23 protein-coding genes and 1 tRNA gene are annotated in these 26,449 nt (G+C 66.4%); 16 read left to right on the forward strand and 8 right to left on the reverse strand.

Annotated elements, in window-relative coordinates:
• Nucleotides 1–49: 49 nt before the first annotated feature.
• From fdxA to E6C72_RS03430, 4 genes are all read left to right on the forward strand, one after another.
• Nucleotides 50–382 (forward strand): ferredoxin FdxA, encoded by a 333-nt coding sequence (gene fdxA, locus E6C72_RS03415; RefSeq protein WP_042693590.1) that lies wholly within the window; start codon nt 50–52, stop codon nt 380–382.
• A gap of 353 nt (nt 383–735) precedes the next feature.
• On the forward strand, nt 736–1,236 hold the full coding sequence (locus tag E6C72_RS03420; RefSeq protein ID WP_014248912.1) for a CarD family transcriptional regulator: 501 nt from the start codon (nt 736–738) through the stop codon (nt 1,234–1,236).
• Nucleotides 1,237–1,425: 189 nt separating this feature from the next.
• On the forward strand, nt 1,426–2,385 hold the full coding sequence (locus tag E6C72_RS03425) for a hypothetical protein (RefSeq protein ID WP_109085076.1): 960 nt from the start codon (nt 1,426–1,428) through the stop codon (nt 2,383–2,385).
• 283 nt (nt 2,386–2,668) lie between these two features.
• Nucleotides 2,669–3,565, forward strand: a complete 897-nt coding sequence (locus E6C72_RS03430; protein ID WP_109085077.1) for an RNA polymerase factor sigma-32 — start codon at nt 2,669–2,671, stop codon at nt 3,563–3,565.
• Nucleotides 3,566–3,610: 45 nt separating this feature from the next.
• Here E6C72_RS03430 and purH read toward each other — a convergent pair whose 3' ends face one another.
• The 4 genes from purH to E6C72_RS03450 form a co-directional block, all read right to left on the reverse strand.
• A complete protein-coding gene (gene purH / locus E6C72_RS03435; protein WP_109085078.1) occupies nt 3,611–5,215 on the reverse strand; it encodes a bifunctional phosphoribosylaminoimidazolecarboxamide formyltransferase/IMP cyclohydrolase in 1,605 nt (534 codons plus the stop codon).
• A 274-nt stretch (nt 5,216–5,489) separates the two neighbouring features.
• Nucleotides 5,490–7,157, reverse strand: coding sequence for a heparinase II/III family protein (locus E6C72_RS03440; RefSeq protein WP_109085079.1), 1,668 nt, complete (start codon nt 7,155–7,157; stop codon nt 5,490–5,492).
• Nucleotides 7,158–7,350: 193 nt separating this feature from the next.
• A complete protein-coding gene (locus E6C72_RS03445) occupies nt 7,351–8,646 on the reverse strand; it encodes an RsmB/NOP family class I SAM-dependent RNA methyltransferase (RefSeq protein WP_109085080.1) in 1,296 nt (431 codons plus the stop codon).
• Nucleotides 8,647–8,781: 135 nt separating this feature from the next.
• Nucleotides 8,782–8,856, reverse strand: a tRNA-Gly gene (locus tag E6C72_RS03450).
• Between the two features lie 201 nt (nt 8,857–9,057).
• Between E6C72_RS03450 and E6C72_RS03455 the strand changes: the two genes are divergently transcribed.
• The 4 genes from E6C72_RS03455 (at nt 9,058) to E6C72_RS03470 (ending at nt 13,347) form a co-directional block, all read left to right on the forward strand.
• Nucleotides 9,058–9,849, forward strand: coding sequence for an enoyl-CoA hydratase/isomerase family protein (locus E6C72_RS03455; protein ID WP_158280220.1), 792 nt, complete (start codon nt 9,058–9,060; stop codon nt 9,847–9,849).
• 57 nt (nt 9,850–9,906) lie between these two features.
• Nucleotides 9,907–10,641, forward strand: a complete 735-nt coding sequence (locus E6C72_RS03460; RefSeq protein WP_109443522.1) for an aspartate/glutamate racemase family protein — start codon at nt 9,907–9,909, stop codon at nt 10,639–10,641.
• A gap of 108 nt (nt 10,642–10,749) precedes the next feature.
• Nucleotides 10,750–12,201: a DHA2 family efflux MFS transporter permease subunit gene (locus tag E6C72_RS03465; protein WP_109443521.1), complete on the forward strand. Its 1,452-nt coding sequence runs from the start codon at nt 10,750–10,752 to the stop codon at nt 12,199–12,201.
• Between the two features lie 255 nt (nt 12,202–12,456).
• The gene (locus tag E6C72_RS03470; RefSeq protein WP_109443520.1) at nt 12,457–13,347 is read left to right on the forward strand and encodes a LysR family transcriptional regulator; all 891 of its coding nucleotides are present in this window, start codon (nt 12,457–12,459) and stop codon (nt 13,345–13,347) included.
• A 425-nt stretch (nt 13,348–13,772) separates the two neighbouring features.
• Here E6C72_RS03470 and E6C72_RS03475 read toward each other — a convergent pair whose 3' ends face one another.
• Together E6C72_RS03475 and E6C72_RS03480 are read right to left on the reverse strand one after the other, a co-directional pair.
• Entirely contained in the window at nt 13,773–14,426 is a 654-nt protein-coding gene (locus E6C72_RS03475; RefSeq protein ID WP_136700645.1) for a Hint domain-containing protein, read from the reverse strand.
• Between the two features lie 148 nt (nt 14,427–14,574).
• Complete coding sequence (locus E6C72_RS03480) at nt 14,575–14,766, reverse strand: hypothetical protein (RefSeq protein WP_136700647.1); 192 nt, start codon at nt 14,764–14,766, stop codon at nt 14,575–14,577.
• Nucleotides 14,767–14,939: 173 nt separating this feature from the next.
• Between E6C72_RS03480 and E6C72_RS03485 the strand changes: the two genes are divergently transcribed.
• From E6C72_RS03485 to E6C72_RS03500, 4 genes are all read left to right on the forward strand, one after another.
• Nucleotides 14,940–15,209, forward strand: coding sequence for a ribbon-helix-helix domain-containing protein (locus tag E6C72_RS03485; RefSeq protein WP_109443518.1), 270 nt, complete (start codon nt 14,940–14,942; stop codon nt 15,207–15,209).
• A gap of 113 nt (nt 15,210–15,322) precedes the next feature.
• Nucleotides 15,323–16,060 carry a hemolysin III family protein gene (locus tag E6C72_RS03490; RefSeq protein ID WP_199228915.1) on the forward strand — a complete coding sequence of 246 codons (738 nt, stop codon included), beginning with the start codon at nt 15,323–15,325 and terminating at the stop codon, nt 16,058–16,060.
• A gap of 142 nt (nt 16,061–16,202) precedes the next feature.
• Nucleotides 16,203–17,708, forward strand: coding sequence for a lysozyme inhibitor LprI family protein (locus E6C72_RS03495; protein ID WP_109443524.1), 1,506 nt, complete (start codon nt 16,203–16,205; stop codon nt 17,706–17,708).
• A gap of 138 nt (nt 17,709–17,846) precedes the next feature.
• Nucleotides 17,847–18,305: a MarR family transcriptional regulator gene (locus E6C72_RS03500; RefSeq protein WP_109443517.1), complete on the forward strand. Its 459-nt coding sequence runs from the start codon at nt 17,847–17,849 to the stop codon at nt 18,303–18,305.
• 40 nt (nt 18,306–18,345) lie between these two features.
• On the opposite strand, the gene E6C72_RS03505 is transcribed toward E6C72_RS03500, so the two are convergent.
• The gene (locus E6C72_RS03505; RefSeq protein ID WP_109443516.1) at nt 18,346–19,335 is read right to left on the reverse strand and encodes a D-glycerate dehydrogenase; all 990 of its coding nucleotides are present in this window, start codon (nt 19,333–19,335) and stop codon (nt 18,346–18,348) included.
• A gap of 245 nt (nt 19,336–19,580) precedes the next feature.
• Between E6C72_RS03505 and E6C72_RS03510 the strand changes: the two genes are divergently transcribed.
• The 3 genes from E6C72_RS03510 (at nt 19,581) to E6C72_RS03520 (ending at nt 23,184) form a co-directional block, all read left to right on the forward strand.
• Nucleotides 19,581–20,114: an SH3 domain-containing protein gene (locus E6C72_RS03510; RefSeq protein ID WP_247875997.1), complete on the forward strand. Its 534-nt coding sequence runs from the start codon at nt 19,581–19,583 to the stop codon at nt 20,112–20,114.
• A gap of 72 nt (nt 20,115–20,186) precedes the next feature.
• Nucleotides 20,187–21,422, forward strand: a complete 1,236-nt coding sequence (locus E6C72_RS03515) for an argininosuccinate synthase (protein ID WP_109443514.1) — start codon at nt 20,187–20,189, stop codon at nt 21,420–21,422.
• 352 nt (nt 21,423–21,774) lie between these two features.
• A complete protein-coding gene (locus E6C72_RS03520; protein ID WP_109443513.1) occupies nt 21,775–23,184 on the forward strand; it encodes a methyl-accepting chemotaxis protein in 1,410 nt (469 codons plus the stop codon).
• A 66-nt stretch (nt 23,185–23,250) separates the two neighbouring features.
• On the opposite strand, the gene E6C72_RS03525 is transcribed toward E6C72_RS03520, so the two are convergent.
• On the reverse strand, nt 23,251–25,287 hold the full coding sequence (locus tag E6C72_RS03525; protein ID WP_109443512.1) for an elongation factor G: 2,037 nt from the start codon (nt 25,285–25,287) through the stop codon (nt 23,251–23,253).
• 638 nt (nt 25,288–25,925) lie between these two features.
• On the opposite strand from E6C72_RS03525, the gene E6C72_RS03530 reads away from it, so the two are divergent.
• Nucleotides 25,926–26,408 (forward strand): cache domain-containing protein, encoded by a 483-nt coding sequence (locus E6C72_RS03530; protein ID WP_109443511.1) that lies wholly within the window; start codon nt 25,926–25,928, stop codon nt 26,406–26,408.
• Nucleotides 26,409–26,449 lie beyond the last annotated feature (41 nt).

Raw genomic sequence — 26,449 nt, forward strand, 5'->3', positions numbered from 1 at the left:
CCATGGACGCACAGGCGGCACCGCCGGCCGGAACAGCGGAGAAGAGATCATGCCCTACGTCGTCACCGACGGCTGCATCAAGTGCAAGTACACCGACTGCGTCGAAGTCTGCCCCGTGGATTGCTTCTACGAGGGTGAGAACATGCTGGTCATCCACCCGGACGAGTGCATCGACTGCGGCGTGTGCGAGCCGGAATGCCCGGCCGAGGCGATCGTCCCCGACACCGACGACCGCGCGACCAAGTGGCTGGAGCTGAACCGCGACTATTCCGGCCAGTGGCCGAACATCACCCGCAAGAAGGACGCGCCGGCCGACGCCGACGAGTTCAAGGGCGTCGACGGCAAGTTCGAGAAGTTCTTCTCGCCCAAGGCGGGCGGCTGAGACCAGACCAGCGGATGCGGCCCGATTTTTTTCGAGTCGGGCCGCATCAACCGATTGCGTCCGCCCATGTTGCTATGCAAAATCGACGGGGCGGCCATGGCCGGGCGATGGACGATTTCCGCCCGGTGGATTGCGCGTTCCCTTTGTAACTCGGGCGTAACATCGCTATAATGCGCGCCCGGAGCCGGCCTTCGCGCCATTGCCGGTTTTCCCGTCGTTCCAGGACTCGTGGCTTTTGTGATCGTCGTGGATGGGTCCCATCCCCACGGCGCCATAACTGTCCGGGGTCCTTTTTCGTCCCTTCCACCGGGGCGGCAAAATGGCGTGATCGCGAGAAGTGAGAGCCAATCCACATGTCGAACAAGCTTGACTTCGAAGCCGGTGACTTCGTCGTTTATCCGGCTCATGGCGTCGGTCGGGTCGAGGGGATCGAGACCCACAGCATTGCCGGACTCGAGGTTCAACTCTACGCGATCACGTTCGAGAAAGAGCGCATGACGCTCAAGGTTCCGGTCACCAAGGCCCGCAACGCCGGCCTGCGCCGCCTGTCCTCCAAGGACCGCATCAAGGTCGCGCTGGAGACCCTGCAGGGCCGGTCGCGCGTTCGCCGCACGATGTGGAGCCGCCGCGCCCAGGAGTATGAGGCCAAGATCAACTCCGGCGACCCGGTGTCCATCGCCGAGGTGGTGCGCGACCTGTACCGCGGCGCCGACCAGTCCGACCAGTCCTACAGCGAGCGCCAGATCTATCAGGCCGCCCTGGAGCGTCTGGCCCGCGAACTGGCCGCCGTCGAGAAGATCGACGAGACCAAGGCGACCGAGCGTCTGGAGTCGGTGCTGTCCAAGGCCGCCTGATTTCGGGTCCCGGTTTCCGGGCCGCCCATGGACGTCCGTGACACGAACGGGCGCGCGGCTGCTACGTCACGCCGCGCGCCCGTCTCGTTTTTCGCCTTTGTTTCCGTAGCATGACACGCCTAAACTCCGGCCGCCTTCCGGCGGACAGCGTCGGAACGGGTTCGCGAACGACGCCGAAGGGGATCGAGTTTGGGTCTGCCGCCGCGCCTTGGTCTTCCCAACCGCCAGACCAACCGACATGCCGGATCCAGTGTCGGCGCTCTTGAGGATGACAGCCGTTTCGCCTTGCTCGGCCGGCCGCGCCGGGTCTGGGCCGTCGGCGCCATCCATGCGCAACCCGACCGGCTGGACCTGATTCACCGCGCCATCGGCCAGCGCTTCCGCCCCGGCGACCGGCTGGTCTATCTCGGCAACATGATCGGCGTCGGCGAACAGGTGGTGGAGACCATCGACCGGCTGCTGGCCTTCCGCATCGCCCTGCTGGCGATGCCGGGCATGATCGCGTCGGACATCGTCTATCTGCGCGGCCAGCAGGAGGAGATGTGGCAGAAGTTGCTGCAACTCCACTTTGCCCCCGATCCCCGCACCGTGCTGGACTGGATGCTGCGACAGGGCGTGGCACCGACGCTGGCCGCCTATGGCGGGCAACAGGATACCGGGATGGCGGCGGCGCGTGGCGGAGCGGTGATGCTGGGGCGCTGGACGCGCGAGCTGCGGCAGGCGGTGGCGGCGAGGCCCGGCCATGAACAGCTGTTCAACGCGTTGCGCCGCGCTGCCTACACCGGCGGTCCGGCCGCCCGGAGCGGGGCGACGAATGACGGCATGTCGGGCGGGGAAGATTGGACCGGCAGCAATCGTGGCGGCGGAAGCCTGCTGCTGGTCAGTTCCGGCATCGATCCCCGCCGCCCGCTGACCGGCCAAGGCGATGCCTTCTGGTGGGGCAGCGCCGGCTTCGCCCGGCTGGAGCAGCCCTACGGCGGCTTCAGCCGTCTGGTGCGCGGCTACGACCCCAATTGGACGCCGGAAAGCCCCGGCGTCGACGGCGGGCCGGTGACGGTGACGCTGGATGGCGGCTGCGGCCGCGGCGGCCATCTCGTCTGCGCCTGCTTCGATTCTTTTGGCGAGATGCTGGACCTTTTTCAGGCGTGATCCACCTTTTGGTTCAGCCTGACCTTTCATCCCGTCCTCCCCCTCCCCCCGTATAGGTCCGGCCACACGTCGGGCAGCCGTTCCACAGGCCGCCGACAAAATTCCTCCGTCCCTTGTGATCCGGTCCCCCTACACCTGCGTATGATTCCGCAACAGGGCGCGCTCATGCTTGTTGTTTAACCCGACGGCATCGACCGGGGGCAGGCGGCAAGGCGGCGAAGACCCGATAGTACGGGGATATGCGAAGGAACACGATGCCGCCCAGACGGGAAGGAAGGGACGGATGGCATACATCGACGATCCGGAGACTCAGCGTGCAAATCTGAGCTTCATCAAGGCATCCATGCGCGAACCTCTGCTGTCGCGCGACCATGAATTCGACCTCGCCCGAAAATGGCGCGAAGGCAACGACGAACGCGCCCTGCATCAGCTGGTCCGGGCCTATACCCGTCTGGTGGTGGCCACCGCATCGCGTTTCCGCAATTACGGTCTGCCGATGGGCGATCTCGTCCAGGAGGGCAATGTCGGTCTGATGCAGGCCGCCAGCCGTTTCGAGCCAGATCGCGAGGTGCGCTTCTCCACCTACGCCGCGTGGTGGATCCGCTCAGCCATGCAGGACTACATTCTGCGAAATTGGTCGATCGTGCGGACCGGCACAACCGCCGCGCAGAAATCGCTGTTCTTCAACCTGCGCCGCCTGCGCGCCAAAATCGACAGTGCCACCCAGAACGGCAGCGGCGCCCCCCTGACCAAGGAGGGCCGCGAGTGGATCGCCAGCGAACTCCAGGTCGAGGTGGCCGAGGTCGAGGCCATGGAAATGCGGCTGTCCGGCGCCGACCAGTCGCTGAACACGCCGGTGGCCGACGGCTCCGACGACGACTGGCAGGACTTCCTGGCCGACCAGCGCCCCTCGCCCGAGGATGTGGTGATCGGCATGCGCGACGCCAACACGCGGTCGCAATGGCTGGCGGACGCGCTGGGCGAACTGAGCCCGCGCGAACGCACCATCATCCGCGAACGCCGCCTGCGCGAGGAAGGCGCCACGCTGGAGGAACTCGGCCGCGAACTGGGCGTCAGCAAGGAGCGCGTGCGCCAGCTGGAGCATCGGGCGCTGCTGAAACTGCGGCAGTCGATGCTGAAGCGGGTCGAGGATTCCGACGACCTGCTGGCGGAAGCGTGAGGCAAAGCCCTCTCCCCGCAACGGGAGAGGGCTTTTTTTACAGCATCAATGCCGGAAATGCCGCATTCCGGTCAGCACCATCGCCAGACCCTTCTCGTCCGCGGCGGCGATCACGTCGGCGTCGCGGATCGATCCGCCCGGCTGGATCACCGCCGTCACACCCGCTTCCGCCGCGGCCAGCAGGCCGTCGGCGAAGGGGAAGAAGGCATCCGACGCAACCACCGAGCCCTTGGTCAGCGGCTCCGACAGGCTGGCGGCCTTGGCGGCTTCGGCCGACTTGATCGCGGCGATGCGGGCGGAGTCGACACGGCTCATCTGACCGGCGCCGACGCCCACCGTGGCGCCGTTCTTGGCATAGACGATTGCGTTCGACTTGACGTGCTTGGCGACGCGGAAGGCGAACAGCAGGTCGGCCAGTTCCTGTTCGGTCGGCGCGCGCTTGGTGACGACCTTCAGCTCGGCCGGATTGACACGGCCGCTGTCGCGATTCTGCAGCAGGAAGCCGCCGGACAACTGCTTGATCATCATACCGGGCTCGGCCGGGTTCGGCACGTCCTTGGTCAGCAGGACGCGCAGGTTCTTCTTGGTCGCCAGCAGGGCGCGGGCAGCCTCGTCGGCGTCGGGGGCGATCACCACCTCGGCAAACAGCTTGGAGATTTCCTCGGCCGTCTCGGCGTCCAGGCTGCGGTTGACCGCGATGATGCCGCCGAAGGCGCTGACCGGGTCGCACAGCAGGGCCGACTTGTAGGCTTCCAGCAGATTGGCACCCTGGGCCACGCCGCAGGGGTTGGCGTGCTTGATGATGGCGACGGCCGGCTGCTCGAACTCCGCCACCAGCTCGAAGGCGGCGTCGGTGTCGTTCAGGTTGTTGTAGGACAGCTCCTTGCCCTGAAGCTGCACGGCGGTGGCCACACCCGGACGCTTCTCGCCGGTGACGTAGAAGGCCGCCTGCTGGTGCGGGTTCTCGCCATAGCGCAGGGTCTGGGCAAGCGAACCTGACAGGGTGGTGCGCGGCGGGAAGGTCTCGCCAAGCTGGCCGGCCAGCCAGGTCGAGATGGCCGCGTCATAGGCGGCGGTGCGGGCGTAGGCGCGCTGCGCCAGCTTGCGGCGCAGGGCCAGCGTGACGCAGCCGTCGTGGGTCGCCAGTTCGTCCATCACCGCCTCGTAGTCGGACGGCTCGGTGACGATGGCGACGAAGTCGTGGTTCTTGGCGGCGGCGCGGATCATGGCCGGCCCGCCGATGTCGATGTTCTCGACGCAGTCGTCATAGGCCGCGCCCTTGGCGACCGTCGCCTCGAACGGGTAGAGGTTGACCACCACCAGATCGATGCCGGGGATGTCGTGCTGCGCCATCGCGTCGGCATGGATGTCGCGGCGGGCCAGGATGCCGCCATGGACGCGCGGGTGCAGCGTCTTGACGCGGCCGTCCATGATCTCAGGGAAGCCGGTGTGGTCGGAGACCTCCTTCACCGGCACGCCGGCCTCGGCCAGACGCTGGGCCGAGCCGCCGGTCGACAGGATCTCGACGCCGCGGGCGGCGAGCGCCTTGCCCAGTTCCACCAGACCGGCCTTGTCGGACACGGAAATCAGGGCGCGGGTGATGCGGACCTTGTCGGGGGCGGGAGCGTGGTTGGCTTTGGGCGGGCTCATGGCGTCATCCTGATCGCTGCGGGTGTTGCATAGGGCCGCAGGCAACCGGGGAGACCCGGACAAGCACGGAAGAAGAAAAGCACGGACGGCCACGGAAATGCTGCTCAGCCGTGCTTATCCCTACCCGTCCCACGGCAATATCGGCCCGGACGGACATGGATAAGCACGGCGAGACGAGTCCCGTGGTCGTCCGTGCCGCAAAATCCCGTGTTCATCCGTGTTTCCACGCCCTCTCCCGAAGGAAATAGGCCCGGCCACCGCGGATGGGCGCGATTTACGCCGCCTTGCGCTCGCGGCGCAAGGCCCATTTCACCGTCAGACCCTCGGGTCCGCATTGTCCCTGCATCATGATCTGCCGGGTGCGGCGCGGTTCCTCCCCGCTGCCGAGATAGACGCTCTCCGCCACCTCCAGCACGGCGCCGGTCACCCGCATGCGCCACGCATTGCCGCTGGGCAGGCGCAGCAGGACCTGATCGCTGCCGCCATTGCCCTGTGCCTGAACCGGAACGACCTGGACGTTGGGATGCAGGTGGAAGCGGATGGCATAGGGCTGCGGCTGCGGCGTGGCGCCGATCACCGGTTCCAGCGTGTCCTCGCCGCGCAGATCCTCGCCATTGTCTGCCAGATAGACCCGGCGGCGGTGGAGCAGGCCGAAGCCCTTGCTGTAACCGTTGTGGGTGGCGACCACCAGCATGGCGCCGTCGGATTCCTGCCGCTCGCAGCCGACATGGGTCGGCCGGCGACCCAGCCCGCCCTTCTCCAGCACTTCCGACGAATTGGTATCGGCGACCACCATGGTCGAATGGGCGGATGTCCCGGCCAGCGCCGCGCGCCAGGGACCGCGCTGGGACGGGTGGCTGCCGCAATTGACGATCAGCCGCTCCTTGTTGACGGAGACCTCCATCGACAGGGTGCCGGCATGGGCGGTGCGGTCGAGCCCGACCGGCGGCGGCGCGCCGGTGTCGAGCAGCACCAGCGTGCGTCCGGCGAGCAGACGCTCGAAGCCGGTGTGCGGCGCGCTCTTCAACGGGCGGCCGCGAGCGTCGGCCTGGGCCAGCACGGTGTCGATCAGCCCCGGCTCCTCCTCCCGCCCACCATTGAACAGGGCGAGCCCGCCATCGACGTGGCGGAAGAAACGGAGCGCCGGCGTCATGCGGTCGATGGCGTGCTGGAGGGTTTCAGGCACCTCCTCCTTCGCGACGCGCAGCACGGCACGCATGTCGATCAAGTCGCGCAGCACACGCATCTGGATCGACGGGTTGCGCTCCACATGGCCGCCATCGGGCAGGATCTGGCGCGGCAATTCCTTGTCGAGCAGGCGCAGGGCTTCGCGCGCCGCCTTGTCCTGGTCGGGCAGGCAATAGCCGCCATAGAGCAGGCCCTTGATCGCACCGATCAGCCGTTCGCCGTCCAGCTTGGCCGGGGCAACCCGCAGCAGATGACGAAGCTGGCGGGCCATGCTCTCGAACACCCGGGCGCGGAACTCGTCGTCGGCCGACGCACAGTAGAAGTCGTGCAAGCCGATCCAACTGGCCAGCCGCACGCCCAGCACGTCGGGCGCCCAGCTCTGCGACTGCCAGCCGCCATTCTGGTCCAGCCATGACCATACCAGCACCCGCGCCCGCCGCCTTGCGGTGTCGCCACCGACGGCGCGCAGGTCACGCAGCCATTCAAAGCCGTGGGCGGAACGCAGCCAGCCGGGGCTGGCACCCTGGGGCCTCCAGTTGGGGGCACCGTTGGGATCGACCGTGATCGGCTGCCCGGCGAAGCTCATCCGACCGGCCAGCATCGCATTGCCGTTGTCTGTGTCACCCGGCCAGGGATCGGGCGGGACCACCGCCAGCGCCCCCGGCGCCTTGCCGCCCAGCATCAGGGCGTAGAGGGGATTCCCATAGGCAAGGCGCGCCATGCCGCTGCGAAACCGTCCGTTCCCGTCGCCCATCTGCGCCGACTCCTTCAGGACCGCGAGCGGCGTCGGCGGCCGGCGGAGGGTGATGATGCGGTGCGGGAGAACGCGGACGGAAGCATGGATCGTGTCGTATCAATTCGCCGCCCGCACCGCAAGACAGGGCTGGGATTTATCCCGCGGTACGGACCGGCCAATTCAGATCGGCCAACTCAGATCGGATAAGGCTTCAGTCCGGCCGCCGGCGAAGGCGCGCCACGAAGAAGCCGTCGATTCCGCCAAGATCGGCCAACATCCCCGGAAGGCTGCGGACCTCTCCGGCCTCGTTGATCGGCTCCAACAGGCCGCCAAGTTCGTCGGCGGTCACAGGCCAACGCTCCACCCGCTTGTCCTGTTCCAGCAGGTGGGCGACCTGCGCCTCCCCTTCCTCCGGCTGGATCGAGCAGGTGCAGTAGATCAGCGTGCCGCCGGGCTTCACCAGTTCGACCGAGCGGGCAAGGAGCCGAGACTGGGCGCGGGCCAGCTTGGCGATGTCGTCGGGCGTCTTGACCCGCAGGATATCCGGATGGCGCCGGATCGCCCCGGTCGCCGAGCAGGGTGCGTCGAGCAGCACCGCGTCGGCCGGTTCCTCTGGTTCCCAGGTCGCGGCGTCGGCGGCCATCACCTCGGCCTCCAGACGCAGGCGTTTCAAATTCTCCGTCACCCGCTCCAGCCGGCGGGCGGAACGGTCGATGGCGGTGACATGCGCCCCCTGCACCACCAGCTGCGCCGTCTTGCCGCCAGGGGCGGCGCACAGGTCGAACACACGCTTGCCCCGCAGATCGCCGAACAACTTGGCCGGCAGCGAGGCGGCGAGATCCTGGACCCACCATTCCCCGTCCTCGAAGCCCGGAAGCTCGGTCACCGACCCGCCGGGCGGGCGGCGCAGCGACCCGGTCGGCAGCAGGGTGGCGCCCAGCCGCTCCGCCCAGCCTTCCGGGTCCGACTTCACCGTGACGTCCAGCGGCGCCTCGTGCAGGTGCGCCTCGACGATGCCGCGGGTGCGGGCGGTGCCGTAGGCGGAACGCCAGGACAGCCACAGCCAGTCCGGCGTGTTCAACCGTCCGGCGTCCTGCCGCGCCGCCATCTCCGCTCCCTCGCGACCGATTCGGCGCAGAACGGCATTGATCAGCCCCTTGTAGGGGGCCGCGTTGCGGGCAGCCGCCAGTTCCACTGCGGTGTCGACCGCGGCATGGGCCGGGGTGTTAAGGAACACCAGCTGCGCCGTGCCCAGCCGCAGCATGTCGTGGATCGCTGCCTTGGGGAGGCCCGGCTTGGCGAGGCTGGCCTGGATCATCTCGTCGATCTGGCCCAGCCGGCGCAGAACGGTGGCGACCAGCAGGCGGACGAAGCCGCGGTCGCGCGGCTGCAACGCCGCCAGTTCGGGATGCGCGTCGAACGCGTCGTCGAAGGGAACGGACTTGCGCAGCACGTCGCGCAGCAAGTCGAGCGCAACGCCGCGGGCGGCGAGGGAAGTGTCGGTCATGGCTATGGATCTAGCGCGCCGGACGGCCAGTGTCGATACGGGATGCCCGGTGTTTCCGGGCTGTGGAGGCCAAAAAAGCGAAGGGCCGGTGCGTTTCCGCCCGGCCCTTAGGTCTTCGCTTCTCTACCGGAGAACTGGAGCGGGCGAAGGGATTCGAACCCTCGACCCCAACCTTGGCAAGGTTGTGCTCTACCCCTGAGCTACGCCCGCGCTCCCGTCGTCCGGGAGCCGCTTTCTACGGAAACACGGCCTCCGCCGCAAGAGGAAAATTCACCCTCCCCTCACTTTTTTGCGGGCGCCCCGTCCTGTCCCCAAATGCGCTGCGGCATCAGGCGCCTTGCGTCCCATCTTGTGTCCGGACGGCGGAACGCTATGGTACGCGACCATACGGCAACGGATGGAGAGTGCGGCATGGCCGGCACCATCACCTTGACCCGCGATGGAGCTGTCGCGACCCTGACCCTGTCCAACCCGGACAAGCTGAACGCCTTCGACAAGCCGATGTGGCACGCCCTGATCGGCCATCTGAAGGAACTGGAAGCCGACGAGACGACCCGCGTCGTCGTGATGCGCGGCGGCCCCGGCTCCAACGGATCGCGCAGCTTCTCCCCTGGCGCCGACATCTCGGAATTCGAGAGCGAGCGCAACAGCCCGGAACAGGGCGCCAGCTACGGCGACCTGATGGACGAGGGGCTCGATGGATTGCGCGCCCTGCGCCAGCCGGTGCTGGCCGCCATCGATGGCCCCTGCTGCGGCATCGGTCTGGCGGTGGCGCTGGCCTGTGACCTCAGGGTCTGTTCGGAAAGCAGCCGCTTCGGCGTGCCGGTCAGCCGGCTCGGCATCTCCATGGGGCCGACGGAACTGAAGCTGGTCGCCGATGTCGCCGGCGGCCCGGCGGCGCTGGAGATCCTGCTGGAAGGCCGCGTCTTCGGTGCCGCCGAGGCCAAGGACAAGAACCTCGTCCACCGCGTGGTTGAGGATGAAGGCTTCGAGGCGGAGATCGCCGCCACAATCCAGCGCATCGCCGCCGGCGCGCCGCTGGCCGCGACCCTGCACAAGCGCTACGTCCGCCGCCTGTCCGACCCGGCGCCGCTGACCGACGCCGAGATCGCCGCCTGCTACCGATGCTTCGGCACCGAGGACTTCCGCGAGGGCTACCGCGCCTTCCTGGAAAAGCGGAAGCCGGTGTTCACCGGACGGTGACATGGTAAGGCTCGTGCAGCCACCCCGAACGAGCAGCCCATAAGGAACCCGGCCACGATGACGACCCGTCCCCCCATCCGCCCTTTGCCGCAGAAGACCATCGGCGTGCTCGGCGGCATGAGCAACCAGGCCACAGGCGAATATTACCGTCTCCTGAATGACGGACTGAACACCCGGCTGGGCGGCTGGGACAACGGCGAGATCATCATCGTCAGCGTGAATTTCGGCAACATCGAGCATTTCGTCCGCACCGGCGACTGGAACGCCGCCGAGCGCTATCTCTCCGGCAAGGTCGATGCGCTGGAGCGGGCGGGCGCCGATCTGGTCATCTGCGTGTCCAACACCATGCACCGGGTGGTCGAACCGATCATGGCCGGCCGCACAACCCCCTTCATCCACATTGCCGACCCGACCGGCGAGGCGATCGTGAAGAGCGGGCTGAATCGGGTTGGTCTGCTCGGCACCGCGGCGACCATGCGCTCGGAACTGCTGGTGGAGCGGTTCCGCGAGCGTTTCGGCGTCGAGCTTCTGGTGCCCGACGACGCTGACCAGACCATCGTCGACCGCATCATTTTCGACGAGCTGGTCCGGCGCGACCTGCGGCCCGACTCCAAGGCGGAGTATCTGCGCATCGTCGAGGATCTGCGCCGCCGCGGCGCCGGGGGCGTGATCCTGGGCTGCACCGAGATCTTCCTGCTGATCGACCAGCCCGACCTGCCGGGCTTCCCGGTGTTCGACACCACGCGGCTGCACACGCAGGCGGCGGTGGATTTCGTCTCCGAGGGCGGCTGACCCGATTCCAACCGCACTTACGCATGGCAGGGCTTTCGCCTGTGCGATGGTCAATGCGGCGGAAGGCCTCACATTCGTAGGGTTCCGCTCCCTGCCTGACGGTCCGTCATGTCGCGCGTCACCCCGCTCATCATCGCCTGCGCCCTGTTCATGGAAAACCTCGACTCGACGGTGATCGCCACCGCGCTGCCGGGGATCGCACAGTCGATGGGAGAGGATCCGCTGCGGCTCAGTCTGGCGATGACCTCCTACATGCTGGCGCTGGCGGTGTTCCTGCCGGTCAGCGGCTGGGCGGCCGACCGCTATGGCGCCCGCACCGTCTTCGCCAGCGCCATCGGCGTCTTCATGGCGGGGTCGATTGCCTGCGGTCTGTCGAACGGGCTGGTGGAACTGGTCGCCGCCCGCATCCTCCAGGGCATGGGCGGAGCGATGATGGTGCCGGTTGGCCGGCTGATCCTGCTGCGCACCGTGCCCAAGGACCAACTGGTGACGGCGATGGCGCGGATGACCCTGCCGGCGCTGATCGGCCCCGCGCTGGGTCCGCTGGTGGGGGGCGCCATCACCACCTATGCCTCATGGCGCTGGATTTTCTTCATCAACGTGCCGATCGCTCTGGTCGGCATCGCCCTGGTGCTGATGCTGATTCCCAACCTGAAGGAGGAGCAGCGCGACCCCTTCGACAGCCGCGGCTTCCTGTGGAGTTCGATCGCGCTGGCCGCCTTCATGTTCGGCTTCGAGAATGTCGGGCGCGACCTGCTGCCGGCTTCCGTAGTTGCGGTCCTGCTGGCGGTGGCTCTGCTGGCGACGGTAGCCTATCTGCGCCATGCCCGACGGGTGGCGCGGCCAGTGCTGGACCCGGCGCTGTTCCGGCTGCAAACCTACCGTGCCTCGGTCCTGGGCGGCACGCTGTTCCGCATCGGCATCGGCGCCGTACCCTTCCTGATGCCGGTGATGCTGCAGATCGGCTTCGGCCTGACCGCCTTCGAGTCGGGGGCGCTGACCTTCGCCGGGGCGGCAGGGGCGCTGACCATGAAGGCGCTGGCCGGCCCGATCCTGCGCCACTTCGGCTTCCGTCCGGTGCTGACGCTGAACTCCATCGTCAGCGGCGTGATCCTGGCCAGCTACGGCGCATTCCGTCCCGACACGCCGCATCTGGTGATTTTGGGCGCGCTGCTGCTGGGCGGCTTCTTCCGCTCCCTGCAATTCACAGGCATGAACACGCTGAGCTATGCCGAGGTGCCGCAGCCGATGACCAGCCGCGCCAACACCCTCGCCAGCGTGATGCAGCAGTTGTCGATGAGCCTGGGCGTCGCCGTCGGTGCCACCGCACTGCACCTGACGGTGCAGTGGAGCGGCACGCTGACGCCGGCCTCCTTCGTTCCCGCCTTCCTGACGGTGGGGTTGATGGCCTGCGCCTCCAGCCTGCCCTTCTGGCGCCTGCCCGCCGATGCCGGCGACGAGATCAGCGGCCATATCGGCCGCCGCAGTGCGGACAAGCCGGCGGGCGACACCCATACGGCGACGGTCAAGGCCGCCGCCCTGACTGACGCCGCGGATTAGCAAAACGGGGGTGAAACGCCACCGTCCCGTTTCCGAGCATCGCAAACATCCCCATCCATTATACGGATATGCCCGGATCGCTGTGACTTCGGATGAGAATAACTCCGGCGATCATGATTAATTTTCGTGCGAGTCGCTTTTACTAGGGCGTGCGTTCCGGGCGCGTTCCCGCTATAAACATGCATGGCGGCCATGCGCCGTCCTCAAGATAAATGGGAGGCTCCGGGCGGCTGCGCACCGGGGCGGGACAGCATGATGGATTGGGACAAGCTTCGGGTCTTCCACGCGGTGGCCGAAGCCGGCAGCTTCACGCATGCCGGCGAGACGTTGAACCTCAGCCAGTCGGCGGTCAGCCGCCAGATCAGCGCGCTTGAGGAAAGCCTGGGCGTTCCACTGTTTCACCGCCACGCCCGCGGGCTGATCCTGACCGAACAGGGCGAGCTGCTTCACCGCACCGCCCGCGACGTCTTCGCCAAACTGTCGATGACCGAGGCGATGCTGACCGAAAGCCGGGAGCATCCCAAGGGTCCGCTGCGGGTGACGACGACCGTCGCCTTCGGATCGACCTGGCTGACGCCGCGCATCAACGAATTCATGTCGATCTATCCCGACATCCAGCTGACGCTGCTGATCGACGACAACGAACTGGATTTGGCGATGCGCGAGGCGGACATTGCCATCCGCATGAACACGCCGCGCCAGCCGGACCTGATCCAGCGGCACCTGATGTCGATCCGTTTCCACCTCTATGCCAGCCAGAGCTACCTGAAGAAGAAGGGGACGCCCAAGACGTTGGCGGAGTTGGACAACCACGATCTGATCACCTACCCGCCCGACGTGCGGGCGCCGATCCCCAACGTCAACTGGATCATGGAGATGGGCGACCCCTCGCCCAACCGGAAGCCGATCCTCCAGGTCAACAGCGTCTACGCCATCTACCGGGCGGTGGAGAGCGGACTTGGCATCGGCGCGCTGCCTGACTTCCTTGTCGACAGCTTTTCCAAGGATGTGACGCGGATCCTGCCGGATGTCGACGGACCGAAGGTCGACGCCTATTTCGTCTATGCCGAAGAATTGCGCCATTCCAAGCGCATCGCGGTCTTCCGCGACTTCCTGGTCAAAAAAGTGGCAGAAACTCCGTTCTGACCACGAACATTTTCAGTATCTGTTAAGAGAATTGCCGAAATCGACAGCGCTGCGCCGACTATCCGGGGCGGCGCTGTCGATTTTGGCATTTTTATTAGCCTTCTAAGCGTCCTTTGAAGCCATGCGTGTCTTGCATGGTAGATTTATACATTTGTGCCTGGAAAGTTGGCAGCGGAATGGTCAAATTTTGATCGTTGGATGTTGCGACGCAGCATCCGATGTTTCGTCCCGGAGGTCTCCCCTCCGGGGTTGGGTCCTCGGACCCAGCGTCTCCCAGACGTGAAGCCTCCCTGTTCAACTCGCCGCTAATCCAACGGGTTAGCGGCGGTTTTTTTATGTGGGCAGGGTCCGGCTCCTCTTCTGGCGCCTCTTGGCCCCCTTCCCGTGCTCGATAGCCTGCCCGGCAAGCAAACTGCGGACTGTCCTCAAACCTTTTCGATCGCTCCGGCCTGCTCGGCGCGCTTGTTCAGGTTCGCGCGGATTTGCTCCAGCGCAGCCAGTGGAATGTCGATCTTTACGCAGGGGTCCTGAACGCGCGGATCATCCCCCGGATACAGCACCTCATACTCGGCGGCATTGTCGTAGGTATGACGGTTATCGGCTTCGAGATAGGTTTCGACCGGCAGTCCTTCCGCATACATGCCGTCGTGGCTGTCGAGTTCGATGTGGAAATACTCGATCTCCTCCATCGCATCGACCTGCCGGATCGACGAGCCGTTGATCAGCAGGCGGGCCGAAATACCATAGTCGCCGATCAGCAGAGCGTGACCGGGAGAGATATAGAGGTCGCGGGCGGGCAGGCCGCGGGCAATGGCGTCGCGGGCGATCCGGACCGGCAGATGGATCTTGCGCAGATGCTCGGTATCGAAGGATGACCCGGCCAGCAGGCGCCAGCCGATCCAGCGGATCGAACGGAACTCACCGGTCACCGACGACTTGATCAGATCGCCGATCTTCAGGTTTTCCACGGGCACATCGCCGAACATGGAACGAACATAGGTGCCACGGAGAATGCAGTTCGGAGTCGGGAGCGGAGTCATTGTGTGGGAAGTCCCATTTCGGTTCGAGAAGCCCGCCACCCGCTGTGCCTGATTTTTCAGCGCCCGTCACGCTGGCGGCAGGCGCAGAAGGTTACTCTTCTAAACAATTTGGAGGGCGGTCAAGTTGTGCAGAATTACGACCACTGGTGACCAATTGTCTCAAACCTGTGGGTGTAGGGACGCCCCCTCATCGCCCCGGCGGGCCACCGTCACTCCGCCAAGACTGCGGCATTTTGTCCCCGTCCTGCTCATCCAGTGCCGCTCGGGCAATGGCGAGGATGTTGTCCAGACGGATCACCAGTTCATTCTCACACAAAGCGGACCGTGCCGATGCCGCTTCGCTTATGATCGCGCGCAGGGCGTCGTTGCGTCGTGTCATGCCAATCTCCGATCCTATGGTGGGCGGTTGTCCCATGCCGTGGTGTCCCTTGCCCCAGTTGTCCCTTGAACGGCGTTCCGCCCGGCAGGCCATTTTTCCCTGTGAAGAACTTCACAGCACGCACCCCGTCGTTTCGCATACTCATTTATGCGTCAGCAATGGAGGGCTCTCCCATGCACATGCGCAACATCAGGGTGAACGGCAAGCGGACCAGCATGAAGCTGATGCCGGTCGAGTGGGAGTCGCTTGAGGAAATCTGCACCCGCGAGAACATGACGATCAGCGAGCTAGTGTCGAAGATCGATGCCGAACGCCAGGATTGCGACAATCTCACCGGCTGCGTCCGCGTCTATGCGCTATGCTATTTCCGCAAGGCCGCCAGCCTGTCGGACCTGATGCCGCGCCACCGCCCCGCCACGGCCGTGGCCTTCGCCGCGGAGTAACGGAATGGCGGCAAGATGCCACCGATCTGTCCCGCATAAGCGTTTAGCGAAGCATCTGCCGCCTGTGTCTCCCCATCGGACAGGACCGGTGGCGCGGCCGCAGCAGGCACACCATGTTCGACGCAGGCTCCTTTCTGGCAGCCACCCTCCTTCCCTGCGTCGACCGAAGCGGTGCGCCAATGCCGGACGCCCACCAGTTTCCCGTCTACAGCGCCGGTGAGCGGCGTGCCGATGCCGCCGTCCATGCGATCGGCGTCACCTCCGGGGTCGCCGGTTTCATCTGGCTGCTGAGTGCCGGTGTGTTTTCCGGTGCCGTACCGATCCATACGGCGCTGGCGCTGGTCATCTATGGTCTGGGGCTGGTGGGAATGCTGACGGCCTCGGCCGCCTACAACCTCGCCCCGCCCGGATTCGGCAAGGCGATGCTGCGGCGGATCGATCATGCCATGATCTTTGTGATGATCGCCGGCACCTACACGCCCTTCACCCTCGGGCTGGGCCCGGGAATAGGCCAGGGGATGGTCGGCCAAGGGATCTGGCTGGGCGCTGCCGTCTGGGGAGGAGCCGCCTTCGGCGCCACGCTGAAGCTGCGCTTCCCGGGACGGTTCAACCGGCTGGGGCTGACGCTCTATCTCGGGCTGGGCTGGGCGGTGGTCACGGCGCTGGAACCGCTGGGATCGGCACTGTCCACCCCCGCCCTATGGCTGCTGATCGTCGGCGGGCTGGTCTACACCGTCGGCGTCGTCTTTCACCTGATGGAGCGCATGCCCTACAACAACGCCGTCTGGCACCTGATGGTGCTGGCCGCCGCCGGCTGCCATTTCGCCGCCGTCGCCGTGGCGTTTCTTTGAGCGGCATTCCTCTCAATTGCCCGGGCCGCAGAAGACAAGCCGCTGCGGATTCCGTATCTTCCGCGGATCACAGTCCCTGGAAGGCATGATGGGCCGGGCAGTTATGCACAAGAAGAACGGAAAGCAACCGGTTGCCGGCGGGATGCTCGCGGCCGCAGCGCTGGCGCTCTCGATCATGGTCGCCGGCGGCTCTGCGCGGGCGGAGCCGTCCTTCGACTGCAAGGCGGCCTCCACCCCGGTGGAGAAGGCGATCTGCGCCGATCCCAATCTGGCAGACGCCGACCGGGAGATCGCCGGTCTTTACAAGACCTTGCAGGATTTGTCCCCCGCCGCCGACCGTGACCGGCTGCGGACGGAGCAGCGGGCATGGCTGGCCCAGCGCAATCAATGCACGACCGCTGCGTCCCCCGGCACCTGCCTCGGTCCGGTGATGGATGCCCGGCGCAAGGCACTGTCCGACCTGATGCCGAAGGCGATCGACGCGGTCTCCGCCATCGTCGACGGTATCGCCGCCGATCCGGCCGGAGCCACCAAGCGGCTTGCCGAGCTCCGCGGCGGACTGGGCAAGGGGTGGAGCGCCTATCTGCTGCGCTTCGGCCCGTCCCCCGACCGCGCCAAGGCGGAGGCGCTGCTGCGCGACGCCATTGCCGGCATCGAGGATTCCTATGCCCGTGAGACCGCGGCCGGCGTCGATCTCACCACCGACGAAGGCTTCCTCACCGCGCTCCGCGTCGTCAGCGACGATGTGGAGATGGCATGGCCCTGTTCGGTGATGGAAAAGCGCGGAGCGGCGGCATGGAAGGCGATGGAGCCGCTTTATGGCAGCAACCGCGACAATTTCGGCGCCTATCCCGCCTGCCCCGACGACAAGGCTCTGCTCGCGTCCCCAACCTGGAAGGCGGTCGACGATCTCCTCGCCCCGATGCTGGAGGCAGCCTCCAACCGCACCGGCACCATCCGCTTCGCCACCTATCGCCAGATGGGCATCGACCGTCTGAAGTCGGCGGTCGATCCGCGCCTGTTCGTCGCCGATCGGGGCGCCGATCAGGGTACCGATGCGCCGCAACTGGCCCAGCTGCTCAAGGACACCGCCGGCTGGTCCAACCCGCGCTGGATCACCCCCGGCTGGGGCGACCACCTGCGCAACGCGGTGGATGCCGCGGTGACGGCCTGGACTCCGCAGATCGCCACGCGCTACGGCGTCCCTACCGCTGAGGCGAGGAAGGTTGCGGAGGCTGTTGCGGCCCAGGGGCTGAACGGCGGCATCGGCCTGATCACCGACAATCTGGAGGTCCAGAAGGACACGCGCCTGCCGGATTGGCTGCGCGGCACCTGGAGTTGGAGCGGCGGCGGGTCGGACGATGCGCCCTTCAACGCCCCCACCGGAAAGACGCGCATCGACGAGGCCAACATCTGCATCGGCAACGAATGCGTGGGCTATGACGTCGCCGGCCAGGGAGAGGACGCGACGTTCGAGCCCAAGGAAGTCCCCAGCGGGGTGAAGCTCGCGGCCAACGCCGCCAAGCAGGCGGTCAGCCTCGCCCCGGTGTCGGCTGGCGGCAGCATGACTGTCGTCCCGCTCGCCGACGGCAACCTGCTGGTCACCGGCACCGCCAAGCCGGTGGTGCTGAAGCGCGAAGGAAAGTAGGCCGGCATCGGTGCCATCTCCTCCGCCGGGAACCGCAAGGTCCCGAACGCGAAAGTCTTGCCTGCATCGTTCGGGTAAGCGACACTTCGCGGCGCGTGCTGCGGTTGCGGAACCGCACGCGGCTTTCCGGGGGGAGGCATGGCACGGAACCTCAAGGCGCTCGGGTTGTGGCGCACCGCGCTGGTCGCCAGCGTCCGCAAGGACGCGCCGGACCTGTCGGCGCGGCAATTGGCGATCCTTCTCCAGGTCTATCTGACCGACCCGCCGCACACCGTGCGCGGTCTGGCATCCCTCCTGAACATTTCCAAGCCGGCGGTGACCCGCGCGCTCGACCGCCTGTCGGTCCTGGGCTTCGTCAAGCGCAAGCGCGATGCCGAGGACAAGCGCAACGTGCTGGTCCAGCGCACCGTGAAGGGCAGCGTCTATCTGTCCGATTTCGCCGAACTGGTGATCGCGGCCGGCGCCGTGGCGCCGGAGGATATGGTCCGCATCCGGGCCGACGAGGAGCTGGCTGCGGCCGCCAAGGCAAGGCTGCAGGCCGAATTGCAGGACGTTCCTGTGCGGGAGACCGCCACGCTGGAAGCCTCCGCATCCTGACGAGCCCCTTCCCCCGTCGAAGGGGAAGGGAGCTTCCTTCCTACAGCAGCGCTTCGAGCACGCGGTCGGGCGGGGCGTGGCCGTCGGTGAAGGTCTTGATGTTGACCACCACCTTCTCGCCCATGTCGATGCGGCCTTCGATGGTGGCGGAGCCCATGTGCGGCAGCAGGACGACATTGTCCAGCCGCAGCAGCTTCGGGTTGACCGCCGGTTCATGCTCGAACACGTCCAGGCCGGCGCCGGCGATCTCGCCCTTCGACAGCATGCGGGTCAGCGCCACCTCGTCGATCACCTCGCCACGCGAGGTGTTGACGATGTAGCAGTGCGGGCGCAGCAGCTTCAGCCGGCGTTCCGACAGCAGGTGATAGGTGGCCGGCGTGTGCGGGCAGTTGATCGACACGATGTCCATCCGCGCCAGCATCTGGTCCAGGCTGGACCAGTAGGTCGCCTCCAGCTCCTGCTCCAACTCCGGATGGACGCGGCGGCGGTTGTGGTAGTGGATCGACATGCCGAAGGCACGGGCCCGCTTGGCCAGCGCCGAACCGATGCGGCCCATGCCGAGGATGCCCAGCCGCTTGCCGCTGATGCGGTGGCCCAGCATGGTGGTCGGGCCCCAGCCGGTCCACTGGCCGGAGCGGACCAGACGCTCGCCCTCCGCCACGCGGCGCGCGGTGGCCAGCAGCAGCGCCATGGTCATGTCGGCGGTATCCTCGGTCAGGACGCCGGGGGTGTTGGTGACGATGATGCCGCGCTCGCGCGCCGCCTTCAGGTCGATGTGGTCGACGCCGGTGCCGAAGGAGGCGATCAGCCGCAGCTGCGGCCCGGCGGCCTCGATCAGCGCGCGGTCGATGCGGTCGGTGACGGTCGGCACCAGCACTTCGGCGACATTCATCGCGTCCTGCATCTGGGCGGGGGTGAGCGGCACGTCGTCCGGATTGAGCCGGGTGTCGAACAGCTCCATCATGCGCGTCTCGATGACGTCCGGCAGCTTGCGGGTGACGACAACGAGCGGCTTCTTCTTGTCGGTCATCGGTGCTGGTCCTCCCTTGCCCCGGCCAACCCGCATCACACGATCTTTGCTGGGCTGCTCCGGTCCATGGTTGCCATACCAAGCGGTCGGTGGACTGTCCAGAAGTCCGTCACGAAAGGCCGTCCTGCGGCAGGCTGTTCGCCCCCTCCCTCCCCCTCCAATCAGGGGTGGCGGCGCTTGCCCTATCGAACGGGTGGTCTCTATAGTGCGGCCCGGTTTTCCCCTGTCCAAGCTCCGGTGCCGCCATGCCTGTCCGCCGCTCCGTCCTTGCCTCTCTGGCCCTGATCCTGGGGTTGGGGGTGGGGTTTTTCGCGGGCTGCGGTGCCCCCGCCATGGCGGCGGAAGGCAAGGATCCGACCCACGCGTCGGGCCTGCCGATTCCCCGCTTCGTCACTGTCCGCGTCGGCGAGGTGAACCTGCGCTCCGGCCCCAACGGCAGCTACCCCATCGAATGGGTGTTCAAGCGCAAGGACATGCCGGTGGAGATCATCCAGGAATTCGACACCTGGCGCCGCATCCGCGACTGGGAGGGGGCGGAAGGCTGGGTGCACCAGAGCGCGCTGTCGGGACGCCGCGGCGTGCTGATCGTCGGCCAGACCCGCGCGATCTACGAGTCTCCGCGCGGCGACAGCGGCGTGGTGGCGCGGGCGGAGCCGGGCGTCATCGGATCGCTGAAGAAATGCCGCGACGAGTGGTGCGAGGTCGACGTGAAGGGCTATCGCGGCTGGATGAAGCGCGCCGATTTCTGGGGCACCTACCCCGGCGAGAAGATCGAGTAGGCGGGGCTTGAAGGCGGGCGGGAAAGGCCGTACGGTCGCGGCCTTACCTTTCTCTACTGCAAGAGCAGTCCCATGAGCGGCGCGTCCGGCAAACAGATCAAGAAAGTGGTGCTCGCCTATTCGGGCGGCCTCGACACCTCGGTCATCCTGAAGTGGCTGCAGGAGACCTATTCCTGCGAGGTGGTGACCTTCACCGCCGACCTCGGCCAGGGCGAGGAGCTGGAGCCCGCCCGCAAGAAGGCCGAGCTTCTGGGCATCAAGCCGGAAAACATCTTCATCGACGATCTGCGCGAAGAGTTCGTGCGCGACTTCGTCTTCCCGATGTTCCGCGCCAACACGCTCTATGAGGGCACCTACCTGCTCGGCACCTCGATCGCCCGGCCGCTGATCGCCAAGCGCCAGATCGAGATCGCCAACATGGTCGGCGCCGATGCGGTCGCCCATGGCGCCACCGGCAAGGGCAACGACCAGGTCCGTTTCGAGCTGGGCTACTACGCCCTGCGGCCCGACATCACGGTCATCGCGCCGTGGCGCGAATGGACCCTGAACAGCCGCACCACGCTGCTGGACTACGCCGAGAAGAACCAGATTCCGATCGCGAAGGACAAGCGCGGCGAGGCCCCCTACTCCACCGACGCCAACCTCCTGCACATTTCCTACGAGGGCAAGGCGCTGGAGGATCCGTGGATCGAGCCGGATGAGGACATGTACACCCGCTCCGTCGCCCCGGAAAAGGCGCCGGATACCCCGACCTACATCGAGGTCGAGTTCAAGAACGGTGACGCGGTCGCCATCGACGGCAAGGCGCTGTCGCCGGCAGCCCTGCTGACCGAGTTGAACCGGCTGGGCGGCGAGAACGGCATTGGCCGCCTCGATCTGGTCGAGAACCGCTATGTCGGCATGAAGTCGCGCGGCGTCTACGAGACCCCGGGCGGCAGCATCCTGCTGGTGGCGCACCGCGCGATGGAGAGCATCACGCTCGACCGTGGCGCCGGCCACCTGAAGGACGAGCTGATGCCGCGTTACGCCGAGCTGATCTATTGCGGCTATTGGTGGAGCCCGGAGCGCCTGGCCATCCAGGCGCTGATCGACCAGACCCAGTCGCTGGTCAACGGCACGGTCCGCCTGAAGCTGTTCAAGGGCAACGTCACGGTCGTCGGCCGCAAGTCGCCGAACTCGCTGTACCGGATGGACTATGTGACCTTCGAGCAGGACAGCGTCTACAACCAGAAGGACGCGGAAGGCTTCATCAAGCTGAACGCACTCCGTCTGCGTCTGGGCGCGATGGCCAAGCAGAAGCTGGGCTGATCGATCGTCCGGACTTCCGGATGATGGTTCCAAACCCGCCGGCGGTTTTCCGCCGGCGGGTTTTTAATATCCAGCAGGCCTGCCGGGGAGCAATTCGTTGGTCGGCTCCCGAATAGGCAGGCACATAAGAAAAAATTTCTTTTAATTAGCGTTAAATTGCTTCTTTTGCCGAACCAGGGGCGGATCATCCCAACGTCTCTTTCCTGCATGCCGTTTCGGCTGGAGCACATCAAAGCTTATGAATGAAAATTGAACGTTTACTCATTATTTAACTTTTTAGCTCCCTAAGTGCGGCCTTGAGGATTTTTGCGCGAACATTTGTGCGCCAAATACATCATTAAGGGTCGTATCAATGGTTGAAACGCTGAATGGCCGTCGAGCCGTCGGTATCGTGGTTTCCGTTCTGGCCTTGCCGGCCGCACTCCTGGCCGGAAGCGGACCTGCGGCCCTGTCCAGCTGGGGCTTCTGGCTGGCGTTGGTTGTCGGGTTGGCAATTCTGACAGTCGGATTGCTGCTGGGCCGGGAAAAGGGGAACGCTCCGGCCGAGAGCGCCCTCTCTCCCGAAGATTCGATGAGCCTGATGGCGTTCGAGAAATCGGCCGACCCGATCCTGGTCGCGACCATGGAGGGGTTCTGCGCCTGCAACGAGGCTGCCGTACGCTTCCTGCGGGCGACGTCGCGGAACGACATCGTCGGCATGCAACCCTCCGCCCTGTCGCCGACGACGCAGCCGGACGGGCGCTCGTCGCAGGAGGCGGCGGTGCAATACATCACCAAGGCGGCCAGGGACGGCTTCGTCCGCTTCGACTGGCACCATCGCCGTCTGGACGGCAGCCTCGTTCCGGTGGAGGTGACGCTGGTGGCCTGCAAGCAGGGGAGCAAGGACTACGTCATCACCTATTGGAAGGATCTGACCGTCCTGCTGGAGGAACGCCAGCGCAGCCACATGCTGGCGGAGGAGGTGTCGGAGCTTGCCAACCGGTCGGCGACGATGGCCACCGACATGCAGACCATCGCGCATTCCCTGTCCGGCCTGTCGCAGGAGGGCGAGGAGAAGATGGAGCAGGCGACCGTCTCCGCCAATCAGGTGTCCGCCGACACGCAGGCCGTTGCCACCGCGACCGGGCAGCTCGCCGGCTCGATCAACGAGATCGCTCAGCGGATCAGCGAGGCGGCCGGCATCTCCAACAGGGCGGCGGATGAGACCGGGCGGGCCGACGCGATGGTCCAGGGGCTGGCGGAAAGCGCCAGCAAGATCGGGACGGTGGTCAAGCTGATCCAGGACATCGCCAGCCAGACCAACCTTCTGGCGCTGAACGCCACCATCGAGGCCGCCCGCGCCGGAGAGGCCGGCAAGGGCTTCGCCGTCGTCGCCGGCGAGGTCAAGAATCTGGCGAACCAGACCGCGAAGGCGACGGAGGACATCACGGGTCAGATATCCCTGGTTCAGGACCAGACCCGGCAAACGGTCGAGGCGATCAAGAACATCGGGCTGGTGATCACACAGGTTCGCGAGATTTCGTCCGCCATCGCCGCCGGCACCGAAGAGCAGGGGGCAACCACGCATGACATCGCCCAACGGGTGCGGTCGGTCGCGGACAGCACCCGGATGGTCGCCGCCCACATCGACGCTGTCGCCCATGCCGCGGCAAAGAGCGGCGAGATGTCCGCCGAGGTTCTGTCTTCCGCCAACAACCTGAGCGGGACCTTCGATCTGCTGAAGACCAAGGTCAAGGAGTTCGCAGCCGCCGACGCACGGTGAAATGCCGAGGTTGATAGAGGGGCCGGCTCCACCGCCCGCCAGCCGGGCGGTGGAGCGTCCAACCGCCTATTGCGCCGCCAGCAGGTCCCGGCGGATTTCCACCGCCCGGTCGGCCGCCTTGCCGACCACCTCCTGAAGCCGCTCGAATTCGGCGCTGTAGCTGCCGACGCCAAAGGTCAGAGACCGCAGCTCGACGATCAGATCCTGCATGTCGGCCTGTGGCATGCACGCCTTGACCTCGTCCCAGCCGGGCCAGCCCGGCCGCGCGTCGAAGCCCAGCAGCTGGCCGCGCCGGCCGCTGACCAGACGCTGCACCTTGGGCGTGAAGGCGCTGGGCACCGCGATGGTGACGGTCAGGATCGGCTCCAGCAGAACCGGCTCGCATGTCGGCAGCGCATCGGCCATCGCCTGCCGTGCCACCGTCTTGAAGGCCATGTCGGAGCTGTCGACGGCATGGAACTGACCGCCGGTCAGCGTCACCGCGAAATCCACCACCGGAAAACCCAGCGGCCCGCGCACCGAAGCCTCGCGGACGCCCGCCTCCACCGCCGGGATATACTGGCGCGGCACGGCGCCGCCGACCACCCCGTCCTCGAACTGGATGCCCGCCCCCCGCGGCAGCGGCCGGATCTCGACATGGATGTCGGCGAACTGGCCGTGGCCGCCGGTCTGGCGCTTGAAACGGGCATGGTGGCTGGTGCCCTTGCGGATCGTCTCCTTGTAGGGGACCTGGGGCGGCTGGCCCTTCACCGCGACGTTGAAACGGCTGCGCAGCCGGTCTATCGCCAGCTTCAGATGCACGTCGCCCTGGCCCCACAGCACCAGCTCGCCGGTCTCGGCCGACTGGTCGAGCGTCAGGGACGGATCCTCCTCCCGCAGCTTCTGCAATGCTGCGGACAGCTTCACCTCGTCATTGCGGTTCTCGGCACGGAGCGCCAGCCCGTGCACCGGCGGAGCGGCGGCCGGCCAGTCGGCGGGCGGGCCAAGGTTGGCCTTCTCGGTCAGCCGGTCGCCGGTCGCCGCCTTCTCCAGCCGGCCGAGCGCCACGAGGTCGCCGGCGACCGCCTGGGGCACCTTGGTCTGGTCGCGACCGAACAGCTGGAAGACGCCGGAAACCCGTTCACCGCCCAATATCATGCCGTCGGTGACGGTGCCACGCCAGATGCGGGCGAGGCTGAGCTTGCCGGCATGGGAGCCCATCATCGTCTTCACCACCTGGACCGCCGCCGTATCGGCGTGAAGGTCGATACGGGCCACGGTGGTGGCGACCTCAGGCCCCTCGTGCCGCAGGGCCTTCAGCAGGCGGCGGATGCCGTTGTCCTTCTCCGCCGACCCGAAGAAAACGGGGACGATCAGGTCGTCGGCCAATTCATGCGCCAGCGTCTCGTACAGCTCGGCGCTGTCGGGAGCCATGTCCTCCAGCAGCTTTTCCAGCAGGCCATCGTCGAAGTCGGCGGCCGATTCCAGCATGGCCTGCCGGGCCTCGGCCTCCCAGTCGCGGGCGCTATCGGGCAGGGCGACCAGATCGGAAGGCTTGTGAGGGTTGAAGCGCCAGGCACGCTCGCTGACCAGATCGACCAGCCCGGTGATCTGGCCGTTCTCGCGCAACGGCACCTCGCGCAGCACCAGCTTGCGGGCCGAGACCTCCTGATAGGCGGCGACGACGTCGCGCACCCTGATATCGCCCAGCGTGTCGATCTTGTTGATGAACAGCAGGTGCGGGATGCGGTGATCGTCCAGCACCTTGAACAGCGGGGCCAGCAGCACCGCCTTCTCGGGCGCTGCCTCCGCCACCACGATGGCGATGTCGGCGGCCATCAGCGCCGCCTGCGCCTCCCCCGTCAGTTCCACCGAACCGGGGCAGTCCAGGACCGACCAGCGTTCCCCAAGGTAATCGAAGGAGGCGACATTCAGCTCGGTGCTCATTGACCGGGCCTTCGCCTCCGGCGAACTGTCGCCCACGGCATTGCCGTCACGCACGCTGCCCTTGCGGGTGACGGCCCCGGCAGCGAACAGCAGGCTTTCCAGCAGTGTCGTCTTGCCGGCGAGATAGGGGCCGACCAGCGCCGCGCAGCGCGCCGTCCGGATTTGCGTATGCGGCATTCACACCTCCCGTCGAAGCTTCGGACTGTCGTGACCGGGGACGGAGCCTGGGCCGGAAATCGGGCCGCCGGCGCCGGCCGCCGGGGCGGCCCGTTCGCGTATGGCTCTCTCAGACTGGCACGTTAAAAACCTGGCACTTCCGGAATACCGGTGTCCGGACCGGGCGACGGGCGGCGGCGGACGGGCGCTGGAACAGCGCATCGGGTCCGGGGCCGGCGGAGCGCCCGCATCGGACTTTCAATGCTCCACCCGAACGACGCGGCTGTCGACGGAAAAAAGGGGCGGCAAACCGTCACGCGCAGGCTGCGGCAGTCGGCGATGCGTCGATAAGCCGCAGAGACGGCCGGATGGCCGATCCATCCCCGCTTGGTCCCCGTGCGGCCGCACGGGCTGCACGGATAATTCGTTCAAATGTAATATGATACCGCCTGAAGGCGCAGGGTGGGGTCATTCATTCGCAATATTGCTATGCTGCAATGCAGTATGATCGCGGCGAAATGCAGCGGACAAATGCATGAAACCTTCTGCTAGTAGCCTTACGGGAAAATGGCCGCACGTGAAGGCGATGACGGCCGGACAAAGCACTCTGGGGCGCCCGGCATCCGCCGGCCGCCCCGCATCCTTTGGGGAAAGAGCACATGCGCCTGTGGTTCCGTTTGCTGACGGCCGTCCTGATTGCCCTGGGGACTGCCGTTTCCGCCCCGCTGTCCACCCCCGCCGTCGCCCAGGAGGCCAAGCCGACGCAGGAGGACGCCAAGTCCATCACCCTGCAGGCTGCGGACCTGATCGCCGCCAAGGGCCTGGACGAAGCCGCAAAGGCCTTCAACGCCGACGGTCCGTTCAAGCACGGCGAGATCTACGTCAACGTCATCGACTTCACCGGCGTTTGGAAGGTCTATCCGCCACGCCCGGCCGGCGTCGGCCAGAGCGTCATCAACGTCAAGGATCCGGACGGCCGCTTCATCGTCCAGGACGTGCTGGCCGTCGCCAAGGACAAGGGCGAGGGCTGGGTCGAATATCGCTGGCTGAACCCCGCCAGCAACAAGATCGAACCGAAGATCACCTACGTGAAGCGCGTGCCCGGCCAGGAACTGGTCGCCTATGTCGGCATCTACAAGTGACGACGGCGGCGTAAGACGGTGATCGGCGGATAGAGCCGTTG

It is taken from the genome of Azospirillum sp. TSH100 (genome assembly GCF_004923295.1).
Lineage (GTDB): Bacteria > Pseudomonadota > Alphaproteobacteria > Azospirillales > Azospirillaceae > Azospirillum.

Coding starts and splice junctions, on each gene's coding strand:
- fdxA (WP_042693590.1), top strand. CDS start 50: ATGCCCTACGTCGTCACCGACGGCTGCATCAAGTGCAAGTACACCGAC.
- E6C72_RS03420 (WP_014248912.1), top strand. CDS start 736: ATGTCGAACAAGCTTGACTTCGAAGCCGGTGACTTCGTCGTTTATCCG.
- E6C72_RS03430 (WP_109085077.1), top strand. CDS start 2,669: ATGGCATACATCGACGATCCGGAGACTCAGCGTGCAAATCTGAGCTTC.
- purH (WP_109085078.1), bottom strand. CDS start 5,215: ATGAGCCCGCCCAAAGCCAACCACGCTCCCGCCCCCGACAAGGTCCGC.
- E6C72_RS03440 (WP_109085079.1), bottom strand. CDS start 7,157: ATGGGCGACGGGAACGGACGGTTTCGCAGCGGCATGGCGCGCCTTGCC.
- E6C72_RS03445 (WP_109085080.1), bottom strand. CDS start 8,646: ATGACCGACACTTCCCTCGCCGCCCGCGGCGTTGCGCTCGACTTGCTG.
- E6C72_RS03455 (WP_158280220.1), top strand. CDS start 9,058: ATGGCCGGCACCATCACCTTGACCCGCGATGGAGCTGTCGCGACCCTG.
- E6C72_RS03460 (WP_109443522.1), top strand. CDS start 9,907: ATGACGACCCGTCCCCCCATCCGCCCTTTGCCGCAGAAGACCATCGGC.
- E6C72_RS03465 (WP_109443521.1), top strand. CDS start 10,750: ATGTCGCGCGTCACCCCGCTCATCATCGCCTGCGCCCTGTTCATGGAA.
- E6C72_RS03470 (WP_109443520.1), top strand. CDS start 12,457: ATGGATTGGGACAAGCTTCGGGTCTTCCACGCGGTGGCCGAAGCCGGC.
- E6C72_RS03480 (WP_136700647.1), bottom strand. CDS start 14,766: ATGACACGACGCAACGACGCCCTGCGCGCGATCATAAGCGAAGCGGCA.
- E6C72_RS03485 (WP_109443518.1), top strand. CDS start 14,940: ATGCACATGCGCAACATCAGGGTGAACGGCAAGCGGACCAGCATGAAG.
- E6C72_RS03490 (WP_199228915.1), top strand. CDS start 15,323: ATGTTCGACGCAGGCTCCTTTCTGGCAGCCACCCTCCTTCCCTGCGTC.
- E6C72_RS03495 (WP_109443524.1), top strand. CDS start 16,203: ATGCTCGCGGCCGCAGCGCTGGCGCTCTCGATCATGGTCGCCGGCGGC.
- E6C72_RS03500 (WP_109443517.1), top strand. CDS start 17,847: ATGGCACGGAACCTCAAGGCGCTCGGGTTGTGGCGCACCGCGCTGGTC.
- E6C72_RS03505 (WP_109443516.1), bottom strand. CDS start 19,335: ATGACCGACAAGAAGAAGCCGCTCGTTGTCGTCACCCGCAAGCTGCCG.
- E6C72_RS03510 (WP_247875997.1), top strand. CDS start 19,581: ATGCCTGTCCGCCGCTCCGTCCTTGCCTCTCTGGCCCTGATCCTGGGG.
- E6C72_RS03515 (WP_109443514.1), top strand. CDS start 20,187: ATGAGCGGCGCGTCCGGCAAACAGATCAAGAAAGTGGTGCTCGCCTAT.
- E6C72_RS03520 (WP_109443513.1), top strand. CDS start 21,775: ATGGTTGAAACGCTGAATGGCCGTCGAGCCGTCGGTATCGTGGTTTCC.
- E6C72_RS03525 (WP_109443512.1), bottom strand. CDS start 25,287: ATGCCGCATACGCAAATCCGGACGGCGCGCTGCGCGGCGCTGGTCGGC.
- E6C72_RS03530 (WP_109443511.1), top strand. CDS start 25,926: ATGCGCCTGTGGTTCCGTTTGCTGACGGCCGTCCTGATTGCCCTGGGG.